The sequence below is a fragment of the Microcoleus harperi Pol14_C6 genome (genome assembly GCF_036701295.1).
GTDB lineage: Bacteria > Cyanobacteriota > Cyanobacteriia > Cyanobacteriales > Microcoleaceae > Microcoleus.
The window spans coordinates 172060-188482 of the sequence record NZ_JAUBQN010000002.1 but is presented as its reverse complement, the minus strand read 5'-3'; the positions used below and the strand labels follow the sequence as shown (position 1 = coordinate 188482).

Annotated in this window: 14 protein-coding genes and 2 pseudogenes; 5 read left to right on the top strand and 11 right to left on the bottom strand. The window is 46.8% G+C overall.

Annotated features, from left to right (window positions below):
* Nucleotides 1–3: 3 nt before the first annotated feature.
* The 5 genes from QUA27_RS02495 to QUA27_RS02475 all read right to left on the bottom strand — a co-directional run bounded on the left by QUA27_RS02495 (nucleotide 4) and on the right by QUA27_RS02475 (nucleotide 4252).
* On the bottom strand, nucleotides 4–501 hold the full coding sequence (locus tag QUA27_RS02495; protein ID WP_333066134.1) for a TIGR00725 family protein: 498 nt from the start codon (nucleotides 499–501) through the stop codon (nucleotides 4–6).
* A 276-nt stretch (nucleotides 502–777) separates the two neighbouring features.
* Entirely contained in the window at nucleotides 778–1950 is a 1173-nt protein-coding gene (locus tag QUA27_RS02490) for a tetratricopeptide repeat protein (protein WP_333066132.1), read from the bottom strand.
* Nucleotides 1947–2714, bottom strand: a complete 768-nt coding sequence (locus QUA27_RS02485; protein WP_333066131.1) for a hypothetical protein — start codon at nucleotides 2712–2714, stop codon at nucleotides 1947–1949. The genes QUA27_RS02490 and QUA27_RS02485 overlap by 4 nt, the downstream gene beginning before the upstream one ends.
* On the bottom strand, nucleotides 2711–3034 hold the full coding sequence (locus tag QUA27_RS02480) for a hypothetical protein (RefSeq protein ID WP_333066130.1): 324 nt from the start codon (nucleotides 3032–3034) through the stop codon (nucleotides 2711–2713). The genes QUA27_RS02485 and QUA27_RS02480 overlap by 4 nt, the downstream gene beginning before the upstream one ends.
* 333 nt (nucleotides 3035–3367) lie before the next feature.
* Entirely contained in the window at nucleotides 3368–4252 is an 885-nt protein-coding gene (locus QUA27_RS02475; protein ID WP_333066129.1) for a 4-hydroxybenzoate solanesyltransferase, read from the bottom strand.
* A 210-nt stretch (nucleotides 4253–4462) separates the two neighbouring features.
* Between QUA27_RS02475 and QUA27_RS02470 the strand changes: the two genes are divergently transcribed.
* Nucleotides 4463–6079 (top strand): Ppx/GppA phosphatase family protein, encoded by a 1617-nt coding sequence (locus tag QUA27_RS02470; RefSeq protein ID WP_333066128.1) that lies wholly within the window; start codon nucleotides 4463–4465, stop codon nucleotides 6077–6079.
* Between the two features lie 580 nt (nucleotides 6080–6659).
* Here QUA27_RS02470 and QUA27_RS02465 read toward each other — a convergent pair.
* The gene (locus QUA27_RS02465) at nucleotides 6660–7772 is read right to left on the bottom strand and encodes a calcium-binding protein (RefSeq protein ID WP_333066126.1); all 1113 of its coding nucleotides are present in this window, start codon (nucleotides 7770–7772) and stop codon (nucleotides 6660–6662) included.
* Nucleotides 7773–7854: 82 nt separating this feature from the next.
* Here QUA27_RS02465 and QUA27_RS02460 point away from each other — a divergent pair, with 82 nt between their 5' ends.
* Together QUA27_RS02460 and QUA27_RS02455 are read left to right on the top strand one after the other, a co-directional pair.
* Nucleotides 7855–8250 (top strand): hypothetical protein, encoded by a 396-nt coding sequence (locus QUA27_RS02460; protein WP_333066124.1) that lies wholly within the window; start codon nucleotides 7855–7857, stop codon nucleotides 8248–8250.
* A gap of 12 nt (nucleotides 8251–8262) precedes the next feature.
* A pseudogene (locus QUA27_RS02455) lies at nucleotides 8263–8966 on the top strand (IS1 family transposase).
* A gap of 1 nt (nucleotide 8967) precedes the next feature.
* On the opposite strand, the gene QUA27_RS02450 reads toward QUA27_RS02455, so the two are convergent.
* Nucleotides 8968–9549, bottom strand: coding sequence for an Ig-like domain-containing protein (locus QUA27_RS02450; protein WP_445251464.1), 582 nt, complete (start codon nucleotides 9547–9549; stop codon nucleotides 8968–8970).
* On the opposite strand from QUA27_RS02450, the gene QUA27_RS02445 reads away from it, so the two are divergent.
* Nucleotides 9548–9733 (top strand): hypothetical protein, encoded by a 186-nt coding sequence (locus tag QUA27_RS02445; protein ID WP_333066122.1) that lies wholly within the window; start codon nucleotides 9548–9550, stop codon nucleotides 9731–9733. The genes QUA27_RS02450 and QUA27_RS02445 overlap by 2 nt on opposite strands.
* Here the strand turns inward: QUA27_RS02445 and QUA27_RS02440 are convergent.
* From QUA27_RS02440 to QUA27_RS02430, 3 genes and pseudogenes are all read right to left on the bottom strand, one after another.
* A pseudogene (locus QUA27_RS02440) lies at nucleotides 9716–10363 on the bottom strand (DUF4347 domain-containing protein). The gene QUA27_RS02445 and the pseudogene QUA27_RS02440 overlap by 18 nt on opposite strands.
* 231 nt (nucleotides 10364–10594) lie before the next feature.
* Nucleotides 10595–10705 (bottom strand): hypothetical protein, encoded by a 111-nt coding sequence (locus tag QUA27_RS02435; RefSeq protein WP_333066121.1) that lies wholly within the window; start codon nucleotides 10703–10705, stop codon nucleotides 10595–10597.
* Entirely contained in the window at nucleotides 10695–10874 is a 180-nt protein-coding gene (locus QUA27_RS02430; RefSeq protein ID WP_333066120.1) for a hypothetical protein, read from the bottom strand. Before QUA27_RS02430 ends, QUA27_RS02435 begins: the two co-directional genes overlap by 11 nt.
* 798 nt (nucleotides 10875–11672) lie before the next feature.
* On the opposite strand from QUA27_RS02430, the gene QUA27_RS02425 reads away from it, so the two are divergent.
* Nucleotides 11673–12995 (top strand): cation:proton antiporter, encoded by a 1323-nt coding sequence (locus QUA27_RS02425; RefSeq protein ID WP_333066119.1) that lies wholly within the window; start codon nucleotides 11673–11675, stop codon nucleotides 12993–12995.
* Nucleotides 12996–13285: 290 nt separating this feature from the next.
* Here QUA27_RS02425 and QUA27_RS02420 read toward each other — a convergent pair whose 3' ends face one another.
* The gene (locus QUA27_RS02420) at nucleotides 13286–16273 is read right to left on the bottom strand and encodes a choice-of-anchor Q domain-containing protein (RefSeq protein WP_333066118.1); all 2988 of its coding nucleotides are present in this window, start codon (nucleotides 16271–16273) and stop codon (nucleotides 13286–13288) included.
* Nucleotides 16274–16423: the final 150 nt, after the last annotated feature.

Genomic DNA, 16423 nt, shown 5'->3' with positions numbered 1-16423 from the left:
ATTTCATCTTGGATTTGCTAGGATTTTGCGAGCTTGATTCATCGCCTCTACAGCATTGTTTACCACAAAGATGTTAAATTGTGCTAAACCTTTAAAAAAAACTTGACTTTCGGCGCTGTCATTTAACAAGATAACTTGTTTGTTAGCTTTCAGAGCGAGGGCTATTTCCGAAGCAGTACCCGTCCCCATACCGCAGGCAATTATTACATCTGAAGAAAGAATGTTAATGTTATTTCTGGCGTTTCCCATATCGGTGACAATGGCAATATCTACAGCTTCAGAAATGCCGCGAGTGTCGTTTCCCGGAAGGATGCCGACTGTTAAACCGTTAGCTGATTTTGCTCCTTTGTTGGCCGCATCCATGACGCCGACATTCCTGCCGCCAGTTAGCAATATCCATCCTGCTTCGGCGATGAGTTGTCCGAGTTGATAGGCGTTTTCTAAGTCGGTTGATGTGGCACTTTCGCCGGGGCCCATGATGCCAATGATGATTTTTTTCATAGTTTTGGGCTGGATATGGTGTTATTAATACTTGCTAGTTTGTTTGCACACTATCTACTCTGGATATGGGTGAGAAAGGGATCTCGCTCTTTTTTGACCGCAGATGGACACTGATTAACGCGGATGTAAGAAGGCCGATCGCTCGTTTGATGAATTATGGGCGAGATCCCTTCTCAATTATTAGAAAGGGCTTTCGATCTTTTTTGACCGCACATGAACGCAGATTAATGCGGATACAGGATTGGATAATTCGCCTGCGATTTGATGTTTTTGGGGTTATTCTATTTCCTCGATCGCTCCTTCGCAAAACTGAGCCAAATCCTCTAACTTGATATTCCGACATATGCTGGCGGCGGTAGTGAAAGCTGAAATTGCTTGAGGCTTGTCGCCCTGTTTCGCGTAAGCTGTGCCGATGCAATACCAGACGCGGGCTGTGCTGTATAGATCGTGAATTTGTTCGAGTAAAGCTAACGCCTGTCGGTAATGCTCAAGTGCTTTCGGATACTGCTCGTTAGCTAATGCTACATCGCCGATGGCTTGCAGGGTATTGGCTTTGCCCAGATTGTCTCCTACTTGCTCGTAGAGTTTCAAAGCCGTATCGTAGCGCTTTAGGGCTTCATCACGGCGATCGAGGAATTGCAAAACATCGCCGATGGCACGCAGGGTATTGGCTTTGCCCAGATTGGCTCCTACTTGCTCGTAGAGTTTCAAAGCCGTATCGTAGCGCTCTAGGGCTTCTTCACAGCGATCGAGGAATTGCAAAACATCGCCGATGGCACGCAGGGTATTGGCTTTGCCCAGATTGTCTCCTACTTGCTCGTAGAGTTTCAAAGCCGTATCGTAGCGGGACAATGCCTCCTGCGCTTCATAAAATCGGAAATGGATTCGCCCGAACCAATACACCACATCTGCGGCGAAACTCTCTGGCACTCGTTTAGCCTCAACCAGTTCCTGCACGGCTGCTAGCAGCGCCTCCGCTTCCCCCCGACGAAAATTATGGTCTAGACTTCTGATGTAGCGCTCAAACTGACTGCTGCCAGCCTCAAAATCAGCCATCACAGCGTGATAAATCTGTTCGATCCGATTCGTATTCTCTGCACCAAAATAGTCAACCAGACGCTGGGAAAATTGCTTAAACGCTTCTTCCTCCGTTTCCCAGAGATGCCGAAGCATCGCCTTCCGAGTCCGTTCGTGGATATTGTGTCCTCTGTCGGCAAACCCTTCCACAAATGGCAGATGCTGGAGTTCCAGATACAGCGCCTCTGCCTGTTGAGCTAAATCTGGCTGTAACGCCGCTAAGATATTGGCATCAAACCAATGCGGCACGGCGGCAGCCAGCGCCATTGCCCTCTCTGGCGACAGCACCGACAGGGAAAGTTCTGCCAGCAGCCAATCCTTTTCTTCCTCAGTCTGCGCCTGTACCAATCGCGCTAAAAACTCGGCGTTCATATCTGCTGCCTCGTCCGTGCTGCACCTTCTAACAAGGCAACGACTTGTGACGGTACACCTCCTACCGCATCGATTAAAACATCAATCTCTTGGCAACTGAAGCAGTCGAAGCCAACGTCCTTAACGTAACCGTACCAGGCTTCGCGTTCCATAATCCGATCGAGCTTGCAGCGATGATGCCAGTTTTCCCATTCGATAGTGGGTTGGGGAATAATTTGTCCTGCCACTATCGCAAATAGCTTTGGGTTGAGTGCCACTTCTGCCAAAAACTGACTCTCGATCCATCCTGCCAGTTCTTCCGTCGCACCATTGTATGTATCTAGAATAAATGCGATCGGGCGATCGAACCGTTCTAAATCTTCAAAAAAAACCTGTTGAAGTTGAGTTAAACGATACTTTCGTTCCTCTGGTGGCACATCCAAAATCACCTGAATTTGGCTGCCTTCTCCCGTCAAACGATTGTTCTGAATCTCAACACCAGAATTGAGGAAGCGATCGATCTGGGCATTAAACTTCGGAAAGCGTGGTTTCCCGAGTACGCGCTGAATCCGGGAAAACACAATAGCGATACCAGCTTGCGCCCCCTTGAGATCGATTAAAACTGGATGAATTCTCGGGGAACACACTCTCTCAAACCGCCCCATCAAACCCGTTTTCCCATAACCCGACGGTGCTTCAATCAACAAAATCCGTTCTGGCACCTGCTGCCGCAACATCTGGTCAAACAGGTGCAACTCCCGCGTGCGATTCGCAAAGCGCGTCATGGTTGCGTCCCCGAATCGCTATCCCTCGTGCTGATGCTAGAACTCTCTCCAGTTAGTTGATTTCGTTCTACCAAAGCATCCGTAGCTTTGATGCTACTCAGTTTCCCCTTCAGCGTATTCCCCCGAATCACCGTCTTGGTTGACGAGTTCCCAGAGTGGCTTTGTTGAATCAGCACAATCGAGCCCGCTAATGTCAAAACCGCCACTGCCAAAGGAACCCACGGTTTCAAGTTATCCGGCAAATTCGGTAACTGGTTGATAAAATACCCCACCAACACGGTAATCACCCCAGAGACCAGGTACAGCAAGAATTGGTTCATAGCAGCAGAGGATCGGTAAAATACTCTCGGTTTTATCTGCACCCTATTGTGACAAAATTCTGGAGATTTTACCGCCACAGAGGAAAGCCGGAAATAAACTTATGCCGGTATCGATCGTGGCGATCGCAATATTGTCAGTCGCTGCGGGTTAAAATTCCAAGAAAATAGCAATCTTGAACCTCGGTTTGCCAATCAACAATTTTTTCTACAAATACCTAGTTTTGCAATAGCACGTAGGGTGCATCAGACCATTCAAACCTGTTGAAATAGAAAAATCAATGACTGACGCACCTTACAAGTTGATTTAACTTCTGTCACCCACTTAGCCGGAGTCTAAAAAATCTCCCCAACAATCATCCCCGCTAATATGACAAAACCCACCCAAACATTTTGGCGAAAGATTTGACCGTAAACAGGGTTTGGAATATCCGTATTTCGGAGTTGACTATATTGCAAAAACCACAAAATCGTCGCCGCACTAATTGCCATCCAAAAACCTATGTGCAAGTGCAGATTAATTCCCATTGCCGCCAATAAACCGACAGTACCAACAAAGAAAAACCCCACAGCATTAGCAGCATTTTCCCCAAAAAAAATAGCGCTCGAATTAACGCCCAAACGCAAATCGTCTTCCCGATCGCTCATCGCATAAACTGTATCAAATCCTAATGTCCACAGCACGACTGCACCCCACAGCAGCCAAGTCGCTAATTCTAATTGGTTAACGGCAGCGCTCCAACTAATTAAAACTGCAAAACCCCAGGCAATTGATAGCACTAATTGCGGCACTGGAAAGAATCTTTTTGCTAGGGGATAGCAGATAATTACTGGTACGGCGGCGACACACAGCCAGAAGCTTAAAGGATTGAGATAAAAAGCGAGAATCGCCGCGCATACCAAGGAAATTAATGCAACTCCTATTCCAGTTTGCACGGTGAGGGCGCGGGATGCTAGGGGGCGCGATCGCGTTCTTTCTACTTCGGGATCGATATCGCGATCCCACAAGTCGTTGATGACGCATCCAGCCGCACTCGTGGCTAAGGTACCCAACACAATCACGCCCACCAATGCTGCGGGCGGCCTCCCGTCTGCTGCTAAAAAGACGGCCCAGAGGGCTGGAATCATTAAAATGAGCCTTCCTGCTGGTTTGTCCCATCTCAAAAGCCTCACGACGGTTAGCAATGTGGATTCGGGTTGGCGATCGGGCTCTTTAAGCATTTCAATTCTAGATTTGAGATTTTTAACTCTAAATTTTATCAAATTTTAGGCACAATCACTTACTATCTCTGCTGCCTATCGCACTTCTGCCCAAATTTCAAACAGGTGAAAGTCTTGGCCAGTCAGTAGTTCCAGATTTTTGCTCATTTAATAGAATGCCTCACTGGATTCGTGAAATAATCATAAATATCTGTCAACCCCGATACTCCAATGGTTAATTCACTTGCTTCTACGGAGTCAAATCGTATTATTGCTGCTATTGATATGGGTACTAACTCGTTTCACATGGTGGTGGCGCGCATCGATCCGAAATTGCCCGCCTTTACGATTATTGCTAGAGAAAAAGATACGGTTCGGTTGGGCGATTGCGAGGCAAAAACAGGGTGCTTGAAGTCCGAGGTTATGGAAAGGGCGATCGCCACTCTGCGCCGTTTTCAAGATATTGCTAAAACTTTCAATGCCGAACAAATTATCGCTGTGGCTACGAGTGCGGTTCGGGAAGCTCCTAATGGGCGGGATTTTCTCAAACAAGTTGCTGAAGAATTAGACCTGAATGTTAGTTTAATTTCCGGTCAGGAAGAAGCGCGGAGAATTTATCTCGGTGTCCTTTCGGGGATGGAGTTTAACAATGAGTCGCAGGTGATTATTGATATTGGGGGCGGTTCTACGGAGTTGATTTTAGGAGACAGTTCTGAGCCTCGCTGTCTCACCAGTACAAAAATTGGTGCTGTTCGCTTAACAGGACAATTTGTCAAAACTGACCCGATTAGCAGGGAGGAGTTTGCTTATTTGCAAGCTTATATTCGGATTTCGCTGGAAAGACCGATCGACGAATTGCGAACCCAATTTCATGATGGCGAAACTTTGCGCTTGATTGGCACTGCTGGAACCATCGAAACTCTGGCTGCTATTAACGCTCGCGAAAAGTTGGGAACAGTTCCGAGTCCGCTGGCTGGATATCAGTTAAGTTTAAAAGATTTACGCGATTTAGTCAATCGCTTTCGCAAACTTTCTTATGCCGAAAGGTTGGCAATTCCAGGAATGTCGGACAAGCGGGCGGAAATTATTCTGGCAGGCGCTTTGATTTTGCAGGAAGCTATGACACTATTAGGAATTGAATCGCTGACTGTGTGCGATCGATCTCTGAGAGAAGGTGTAATAGTTGACTGGATGCTGGCCCACGGTTTAATTGAAAACCGCTTGCGCTATCAAGGTTCAATCCGCCAGCGCAGCATTCTGCACATGGCTAACAAATATCAAGTCAATTTAGAACAAAGCGAAAGAACCGCAGCATTTGCGCTCAATTTCTTCGATCAAACTCAAGGAATTTTACACAATTGGGGAACCGAAGAACGGGAGTTGCTGTGGGCTGCCGCGATTCTGCACAACTGCGGTTTGTACGTCAGTCATTCAGCGCACCACAAGCATTCTTACTATTTAATTCGCAATGGTGAGTTATTGGGCTACACTGAAACAGAGATTGAAGTAATTGCCAATTTGGCTCGCTATCACCGGAAGAATCCTCCTAAAAAGAAGCACGAAAATTTTATCATCCTTCCTAAAAATTACCGAGAATTAGTCAGTAAATTGCATCCTTTTCTGCGGTTGGCTGTGGCTTTAGATAGGCGGCAAATAGGCGCAATTTCTGATTTTAAATGCCAACACCGCCCGGAAGTTAGAGAGTTTCACTTGCGGCTACAACCGCTCAATTCCGAAGACGATTGCGCTCTAGAACTGTGGAGTTTGGATTATAAAAAGCCGTTTTTTGAAGATGAGTACAATCTCAAATTAGTGGCCACTTTGGAGCCGAATCTCCTGACAGTTTAAAGAATACTCAGAGCCGGAAAGCGAAAAACTTTAGGGTGCGTATTTCGCACCATTAGTTTCAACTTTACCCCAAATGTAGTAGCAATATTGTGTTTGATTCCATACTCCTCCCGATCGCCCTAGCCTGCCTTCAAAAGGCAGGGTAGCTTAATTGTAGATAGGATAGGATAGGATAAATCAATGCGATAGGACTATTCGCCGACGTTATAGGAACGATTTAAGTTGTGTCTCATAGAGCGAGAGAAAGGAAAGATTATTGGTAAAACTCGTTCCTACAAGTAGTGCGGTTTGTAGTAAGAACTTCAGTTATTTATTTACCTAATACCAAATCAGGCTTTGATATCCCATTAATTATTTAGTCCGTGAAGAACGTTCGTCAAAGCAAATATTTTTCGCAGATTAAACTTTGTGTCGCGGTTGAAACCGTCGTCTTATCTATAAATTCTGTAGGGTAAAGGGTCAAAGAAGGACTGCATCTTCTTCTTTCCTTTCCTTCGCATCAGACGCGACAAAAGCGGTTCATTTAATATTACGACCTATTAGTTATTATTCTAATACAACCGGAGGGAGGCGATATGATCTACAAACCAGGGAACCCAATTACTGTAAAATCCTGTTGAGTGATGAGATTAGCTGGCACACCCTTGAGGCTAGCTAAGATTTGATTGGTGTTGGCAATTTGGATAAAAGTTGTAGTGTTTTCTTCAAATATGCTGAGTCGATCGACTGTTAACCCTCCCGTTAAAATTAATACATCTTCACCTTGCGTAAAATCAGTGATTACATCGGGGCCTTCACCCGCAGTCAATAAAAAGTAATCGCGCCCGCTTCCCCCTTGCAGCGTATCGTTTCCGAAGTCTCCCATCAACCAGTCGTTGCCCATTCCCCCAATCAAATTATCATCACTCTTACCACCGTACAGAGTATCGCTACCGTCACCGCCGCACAATTGATCGGCATCTTGATTACCAAAAATTAAATTATTCCCGCTGCCGCCGCACAAATAATCTTGTTGACTGCTAGCATCCGTCGCGATATTGTCAATATCTCCGAAAATCGTATCCTCGCCATCGCCACCGCAGATGCTGTCATTTCCCAAATCTCCAAACAGCAAATCGTTGCCAGAATCACCGCAAATTATATCGTTATTTTTGCCGCCGTGTAAGGTATCGTTGTCCTTGCCGCCGCTTAGAGTATCTTCGCTTTCTTGTCCGTACAAAACGTCGTTGCCGTTATTGCCAAAAAGCAAATCTTTTCCTGTCAAGTCACCCTCAGACGCATCAGAGGTGCCGCCAAATAAACTGTCATTACGTTCATCGCCAAGTAGGGTATCGTTGCCTTTGTCGCCCCAAACTACGTCATTATCTTTGCCTGCGATCGCCACATCACGATCTTTACCCCCATAAATAATGTCATTCCCAGCGTGACCGATGAGATAGTCGTTATTTTCGTTGCCAAATATAGTGTCGCTGTCTGCATCCGCGCCAACAGTAACTGGGCTAGCAAGGCCACCGTAAATATTGTCGTTGCCGAATAAGCCATTTAGCCAGTCGCTGCCCTTGAAACCGTTGATGATGTCATTAATCTCGCGGCCGGTTAGAGTATCTTTACCGTCAGTACCGTTGAGGATATTTTCAGGGATATTGGGGCCGGAAATGGAAGTGTGATCGGGTAAAGTGATTCGATCGCACATACAGTCTTCCGAAACAGCAGGAATTAGTGCAGGTTCGGGGGTTTCGGTTGTTGGAGATGTGGTTGGGGCGATCGAATTCTGATTGGCGATCGGCGTTTCCCCAGGTTTAGCCGTCCGAATTGGAGTTTCCGCAGATATCGGAATTGGCGTCGGAATTGGTGTCGGAATTTCCCCAGGAATTAGCGTCGGTGTCGGAATTGGAGTTTTTGCAGGCGTCGGAGTTTCCGCAGGAATTGGCGTCGAAATTGGCGTCGGAATTGGGGTCGGAGTTTCCGCAGGTGTCGGAGTCGGAATTTCCGCAGGAATTGGGGTCGGAGTTTCCGCAGGTGTCGGAGTCGGAATTTCCGCAGGAATTGGCGTCGGAATTGGCGTCGGAATTGGGGTCGGAGTTTCCGCAGGTGTCGGCGTCGGAATTGGGGTCGGAGTTTCCGCAGGTGTCGGAGTCGGAATTGGCGTTGCTGAGTTAGAGTATGAATAGGAGGAATAATTTATGCAATGCCCCGAATGTAAATCAACCCATATCCGTAAAAACGGTAAGAAGAAAGGAAAACAGAATCACATTTGTGTCCAATGTGGTCGTCAATTCATCAATCAGTATGAACCCCATCGAGGTTATAGCGAGAGCATCAAACGTGATTGCCTAAAAATGTACGTCAATGGTATGGGTTTACGGGCGATAGAACGAGTTAAGGGAGTTCATCATACCACGGTAATAAATTGGATAAAACAAGTCGGAAAACTGTTACCAGATGCTTATGACCCCGAAGTCATGCCAGAAGTCGGTGAGCTTGATGAATTACAGACTTATGTGAAAAAAAAAACACAAAATCTGGCTGTGGACAGCCGTTGACCACTTTCGGTCAGGAATTTTAGGATGGGTATTAGGAGATCATAGTTCCGAGACGTTTGAATCGTTGTGGGACACGGTAAGTGCCTGGAAATGCTATTTTTATGTCACGGATGGATGGCCAGTCTATCCGATGTTTATTCCTGATGAATATCACATCATCAGCAAGACTTATATGACACTCCTTAGAAGGGGAAAATACGAGGTTGAGACATTATCTGGCAAGACTACATCGCAAGACTCTTTGTTATTCTAAGTGCGCCCAAATGCTCAGGCACTCTATTAAAGTATTAATACATTACCTAAAATTTCAGGATGTTCCCGTTCCAGCAGTATTCATACCTTGATTCAGCAACGCCCATTCAGGTTCACCGGAACGGAAGGAGACGGCAATACCCCATCGCTGACGCTGTAGGTAAAGTTGTCTGGGCCTGCAAAACCCGGATTCGGAGTATAGCTGAAGGAACCATCAGCGTTGAAATTGACCTTGCCAAAGTTGGGGACTGATACCAGTTTGGCAGTCAGGGGGTCGCCGTCGAAGTTGTCGTCGTTGGCTAAGATTCCGGGGGCTGGCAGATTGAATACTTTGTCGTGGGGAATGCTGTAACTATCTGGCTGTCCCACTACCGGCTGGTTAATGACATTCAGGTTCACTGGAACGGGGGGAGACGGCGATGCCCCGTTGCTGACGCTGTAGGTGAAGTTGTCTGGGCCTGCAAAACCGGGATTGGGAGTATAGCTGAAGGAACCATCAGGGTTGAAATTGACCTTGCCAAAGTTGGGGACTGATACCAGTTTGGCCGTCAAGGGGTCGCCGTTGGGGTTGTCGTCATTGGCTAAGACTCCGGGGGCTGGCAGGTTGAATACCTGATCGTGGGGAATGCTGTAAGTGTCTGGTTGTGCCACTGGTTGCTGGTTGGTGACGTTAATGACGAAAGTCTGGGTAGCCGAAGTATCGATACCGCCGTTAGCTATACCACCATTGTCTCTGAAGTTTAAACTAATAGTAGCACGGCCGATCGCAGCCCCCGCCGACGTAAAAATCAGTTGTCATCAAGATTTGATCGCGGGTGGTACGCTGAATAAACCAGTATTGTCATTCCCCACCACTTGAAAGTTTACTGTTGTGGGCCGCGTAGGTAAGGCCAGACAGTCCACCTACCTGAGTTCCTCCAAAAGTTGTATTTGCGGGAACTCCTAGTCCCAAAAATTGTAGGCCGAACACAAATTGATAGATGGCCATTGTGGCTGGGTCGATCGCCAGCCCAGATGACACCGCTCCCGTTGTATAATCTAATTCCCAATCTCCGCCCATAGCTGCACTGCCGATCGGCTATCTAGAAGCAGCAATTTTTGCCTTGGTTAGCTGACTCAGTTGCTGCACAAAGTTAGCGCCCTTCTCCCCCGCCGCTACATCGCACCCATAAAGCAAAATCTCTCCACTGTCTGCCAGCGATCGCGACCAACGCTGCAATTGTATAGCATAAGTTTTTAAATTTGTCAAGTTTAGATCGATCGCGCCTAGCAGCAAACTCGCGGGGCGACCGTGGGAGAGGATATGAATGCTTTTAATATTGCTGCGACTAGCTAGCACTTCCGTAATTTGTGCTACTCCATCCCCAGCCGCATCAAGGGTAATTACTTCTGTCCCCGGTGCGATGCCGTTGCGGAGAGTTTGGGTGTCGGGAAGGGCAGAGTCGAGAAAGGCGATCGAACTAAAAACTGAACTGATAAAATTTGGCATAATACACCTTTGGTTAGATGACCGTAGGAAAATTAAGGCGTATCGACCTTAGCAAATTTAAAGATTAAATGTCATCAGTAAAATTAACAATCAAGACGAATACTAATTTCCCATGAACCTGCAACAGAGGCATCTTAATAGGGGCGGGTTTAGCCAAGAATTCCTTTAAAAAACCGATAATTCCGGTACAACACCCGCCTTATCAAGGTTCGAGCGCCAAAAGTTCTTCTGCTACCAATTTTTTCTCAATAGCAAGCACTGCTGCTTGAGTGCGATCGCGACTTCTAACTTTTGCAAAATCGCGTGCACGTGCACGCGTACCGTACCCCGATCAACGTACAATATTTGAGCAATTTCCTGATTGCTTTTTCCCCGCAACTAAAGGTAATATTTCCTGTTCTCGCTTCGTCAGCGGATTTTCCAAAACTTCTGATTTTGACCCAACTTTCACAGGTTCAGGATTAGCCAAAACCGCAGGAATTTCCGTAGTTGCAGCCTTATCCGACCACAAAGCACCCGCTGCTACCTATCGAATTTCCAAAACCAAAGTTTCCGCCGCAATTCGATTAAGGCAATATCCCTGAGTTATGGCTGAAATCAATCTTTAAGTTAACGAAAATTGGGCGGGATATATTAAAATTAAAACTGGAAGTTGTGGAGGCACTTGTTTAATTTGGCGGCACGCTTCAATGCCACTAATTCCTACCAAACAGTCATTTAATTGCTTTGCGAGAACTCCCGCTGGGAGAAGTCCCAAACAATGTTTAAGACGATCCCGCCATTTTAAAAAGTCAATTTTGCAACATTTACCAACGAGTTTCAATGTCCATCTCGACTTATCCGAATTCCTTGCAACTGCTGCTGCGGGGCGCGAGGATTGCTAGCTATATGAATGCCCAATTTTAGGCTGTATTAGTCAACGATCCAGACCGATTTTTAACAAAAGCAGAAAGCTTGCACGTTGAAACTTGTGAGAAACTTTATCAATAATTTAAGAGGCAATTTTTGCGGGTAAATGACACTAAGCCAAAGCGATTTCGGAGGTAGCTAAAAAGTATCGCATTAGTCAAATTGTGATAGGTGAAAGCCAGCAATTCCACTGGAATTTGCTGCTGCGGGGTTCTTTGACTCAACAGTTAGTGTGATAGCTCAAACACGTAGATTTGCACATCATCGCTACCGAAAAAAGTCAGTAGTCATTAGTCAGCAGTCATTAGTCATTAGTGAGTAGCCAGCAGTCAGCAGTCAGTAGTTGTGAGTTGTGAATGGTTAGTCATTTTGCATAAAAACTGCAACTTTCGGAGGATAGATGAATCTAGCGGGCGGTGGATGCGTCAGAAGCTTTTACGTGTCAAAATCGCATTTGTTCAACCTGATTAAAAGTGCGATCGCTCCTGTGGATAATTACATTCTCAACTTGCTAGTTATTGGCATCCTCCTACTGACAGTCACTTTGGGTTCGGGATGGATTTCGCGCTTGCCTATATCTTATGCCTTAATTTATCTCATTGTCGGTATCGGATTAGGGCCTTATGGCGTCAAGCTGATTGACTTGCGTCCCGAAGCTCAATTTTTAGAAAGACTCACAGAATTTGTAGTTATTGTTTCTCTGTTCAGTTGCGGCTTAAAAATGAATCGCCCGCTGCAACTTTGGGCCTGGAATTCCACAGCGCGGCTGATCGGTTTTTTAATGCCAATTTCGATTTTTGCTGTGGCTGTGATCGGTCATTGGTTCGTGAAATTAGATTGGGGGGCTGCGATTTTATTAGGAGCAATTCTCGCTCCCACCGATCCAGTTTTAGCCTCAGAAGTTCAGTTAGCTAATCTAGACGATCACGATGAATTGCGTTTTGGTTTAACATCGGAAGGCGGTTTAAACGATGCTTTAGCTTTTCCCTTTGTTTATTTCGGCATTTATGCGCTAAAAGATAACAACTGGCCGAACTGGTTTTCGCAGTGGGTAGCAGTTGACTTGATTTGGGCGATCGCCGCAGGTATCGTTATGGGAATTTTAGTAGCTAAAGCCGTCACCTGGATCGATCGCCAACTCCAACGCTATCGACCCGCCGATCAATTAATGGAAGATTTCATTGCTCTGAGCACAATTCTGCTCACATATTCCCTCACAGAAGTAGTCAATGGCTACGGATTTCTCGCAGTTTTTGTAGCAGGAATTGTGGACCAGCGGAGTTATCGCAACCCAGAAAAACCGCTTTCCCAACTGCACTTTACCGAGCGCATTGAAAAGTTAATGGAAGTAGCAACTATTTTACTATTAGGTTCACTTTTGCGCCTAGAGCCTATGTTAGCCTATGGAGGGTACTCCCTCTTAGTAGCTGGATTGTTAATTTTTTTAATCCGGCCTGTGGGAGCTTGGATAAGTACGATCGGCAGTCCTTTGCATCCCGCTAACCGCTGGCTTTACGGTTGGTTCGGCATTCGTGGGGTCGGTTCTATATATTACCTTACCTATGCTTTCGCTAAGGGTTTGGAAGGCGAAATCGCCGAAAGAATTGCCTGGATCACTTTTTCAACAATCATAATTTCTGTGGTTTTGCACGGCATTACTTCCACCCCGCTAATGAACTGGTACGAACGCCGAATTAAACCTAAAGTACCGGATTTAATTTAATTCATAGTCCTGGACGCATAAATACCTTTATAAACGTTTTTTTTTACTCTTGTTAAAAATTAACCGTTCAGTCTCTTCCTAAAAAAAACTGGTTTCTGCGTCCAAGACTAATTGAGTAAGGTGCGTGACTATGAGTTCTTTAATTCCCAACGAGATGATTGAGAATCACGCACCCTACTAAATCTTAATTCTCGATCGGCCCCAAAGCCCATAGCGTTGCTTTCTGTGGGTGAGCTATGCCGTCACTCTTAAGTTGACAGATCTCGGCATTGCAACGCATCCTACAGGGGTTAAGGAACCAGAGGAGACTCGAACTCGTAAGCGCCGATGTCAATAATTCCCCCGCTAACGCGATTAAAAGGAGAGATACCCCGCTGGTCGTAGAAGGGAGGACCGATAAAAGGTCCAGACGTTAAAACAAAAGCTGGGTCGCCACCATTAATAGCGGGACTACCCGGTTGCAGTGCCACAGTCTGAGTCGAACCGCCGTTATCTGCCAGGGGGTTTAGTAGGGGGTCAATAGGTGCTGCTGCAGTGCCAACTCGATCGCCGACAGCCGTAAAACCAGTGCTGCCAGTACCGTCGCCAATTAAGTTGTAGCCACCGCTGGCGAAGCTGCCGACAACGTCAGGGTTAGTGGCGGCAATGTTCTGAGCGACGATCGTATTTTTGACATTCAGCGTGCCGCCATTCCAGATAGCACCGCTACTTATACGGTCCGGAAGGACGTCCGGGAATGGGTTCTCGGTGTTGGGGTTTGCTTTGTTGCCGGAGATAGTGCTGTTGGTCAGCGTTACCGTGCCAGCTTTGTTATAGATGCCAGCACCCATGCTACCTTGGCTGGTTGCTTCGTTTCCAGAGAGAGTGCTGTTCGTCACCTCTACTGTGCCGTTATCGTTATAAATGCCACCGCCCAAAAGCAAATCTCCCACCAAAAAACTCTGCAGTGTGTTACCAGAAAGAGTGCTGTTCGTCACTTTGAGTGTCCCACCCTCACGGTTATGAATGCCGCCACCACGGCCAGCGCCCGCTTTGTTGCCAGAAAGAGTGCTGTTTGTCACCTCCACAGTACCGCCTTGGTTAAAGATGGCAGCACCATCTACTGATGCCGGAAGCCCTAGGGTAAAATGCACTCCAACGTTGTCAGAGAAAGTGCTGTTTGCTACTTTGACTGTGCCGGGGCCATTGTTGGAGATGCCACCGCCTGCGGTAGCGCTGTTGCCTGAGAAAGTGCCGTTCGTCACGTTTACTGTGCCGCTATTGTTTGAGACAGCACCGCCTCTGCTTGGTGCCCAGCCATTGTTGCCTGAGAAAATGCTGTTAGTCACATTTACTGTGCCGCCCTCATTGTGGATGCCACCACCACTGGGGATGGGATTCAAAGTGAAGTCCAAGAAATAGCTCAAACGGTTGCTAGAGAAAGTGCTGTTGGTCGCATTTACTGTGCCGCCATTGTTGTAGATGCCACCACCGCTGCTGCCATCTTTCGCAGTGTTGTTAGAGAGAGTGCTGTTACTCAGATTGACTGTGCCACCGCCGTTATAGATGCCGGCGCCGTCGTCACTTATCAAACCATCGGCGATCGTGAATCCGTCAAAAGTCGCGCTGACTCCACTGTTTACCTTGAAAATCCGGTAATCTCCGCCCGTATCCCGCCGCACTGTCAGGTTGCTAGAACCAGTGCTATTAGTAATAGTGACATCGCCGCTAATATCAGGTAATACTCCTGTGAGATTGATTGTCTGCGGTCCGGCTGGCAGATTGAAAGTAATAGTATCATTCCCTGCAAAAGCGTTAGCATTCAGCAATGCTTGTCGAAACGAACCTTCTGCCAGACTGTAGTCTGTCAGGCTGTCATTGCTATTGACAACTGCGGTATCATTGGCTTCGATCGCGACAGTAGCATTGTTTTGGTTAGCATCAATTTGGTAATTCCCATCTGCTAGTTTCAGCTTCAGCGTCTCCTGTGCCTCAGCTTGGATATCATCGACAGCGGTGAGGTTCACATCTACAAAATTTTGTCCCTCCGGGATGGTGACGCTGACATTTGAACTGTTGATAGAAAGGCCGCCACCGCTGAGGGTGTAGTCGCTAGGTTTAGTGGGATTGTTGCTACTACCGTCTATTGCTAGGTTGACTGTTAAGTTGCCGCGACTCTCACCAGTGCGACTGATGCGAAAAGTGGCTGGATTGTTGCCTGTTTCTGATGCTGCCTCATCTATAGCAGCGATGCTGACCGTTGGCAAAAAGTCCTCGTTAATAATAGTGAAGCTAGCTGTTTGCTGACTTCCTAAAGTTACCCTGCCTACAGGATTCACCAATTTCACTTTAATCTGTTCATCTGGTTCGACAATCGTATCTCCCACAATAGGAATTGATACAGTTTTGGAGGATTCGCCGCTGGCAAAGTTGATAGTAACTGGCAGATTGTTAATGTAGTCTTCGGTAACAGTAGCCGTGGAAGGTGTATCTAGTTCCACTTGAACGCTGACTGCCCCCTCGCTGCTGCCCGTGCGTTGAACTGTGGCGACAATTTCGGAACTGCCACTCTTGCCCTCGTAGGCGCTGTAGCTAGAGGTGCTGAATTCTAAGATACTGGGGGTTGAGGTTGAGGTAAGTGGAGTGAGTGAGGTGGTGAAATTGGCGGCTCGGATACTGCTGCTGGTAATATCTTTTAAAATAGCGAGATATTCGCCTGTCACGTTATCTCGAACGATCGTATCTCTGGCAAAATCGTCTGTTCCTTGAGAGATATTCAAGTCTTGAAATTCCAAGCCTCCATCGAGTCCTATTAAGTCTGTACCCAGGCTAAAGTCGGCAATCAAGTCAGCATTGGCAAGAGTAGAACTGCCGGTATTGACAGAATTATTTTGTACTCGGCCGATGACAAAAAGGTCGTCACCATCGCCACCGCTTAAAATATCGGCACCGCTATCTCCAAATAGGACATCATTGCCTTCATTTCCAGATAGCAAATCATTTTCTTTGCCGCCGCGCACAACATCGTTGCCCTGCCCTCCTTCGAGGGTATCATTACCGTTATCCCCAAACACCCAATCCTCGTTTTCGCCGCCTTGAATTAGGTCACTGTCTTTGCCGCCGTAGAGGGTATCATTGGCTTGGTTGCCCAAGATGTAGTCCTTACCTTGGTTGCCAAAGATTTGATCGTCCCCTTCGGCGCCAAACAGGGTATCATCGCCTTGTTTGCCCGAGAGCGAGTTACTTCCAGCAAAGCCAATTAAAACATCGTTGTTGGGGGTACCTTCGAGTGTAGCCATTTTTTTGAGAGATGCTAAGTGATGGTTGTGGCTCTAGCGCGGATCTCGCGGGTTAGGCGCAGCAATCGCGATTTTCATCGCGCGTAGTGCGATATTGCTTCAGAGAATCTATGACGCTGCCAACTTTATTAAGTTTCGCAGTTGAGCTGG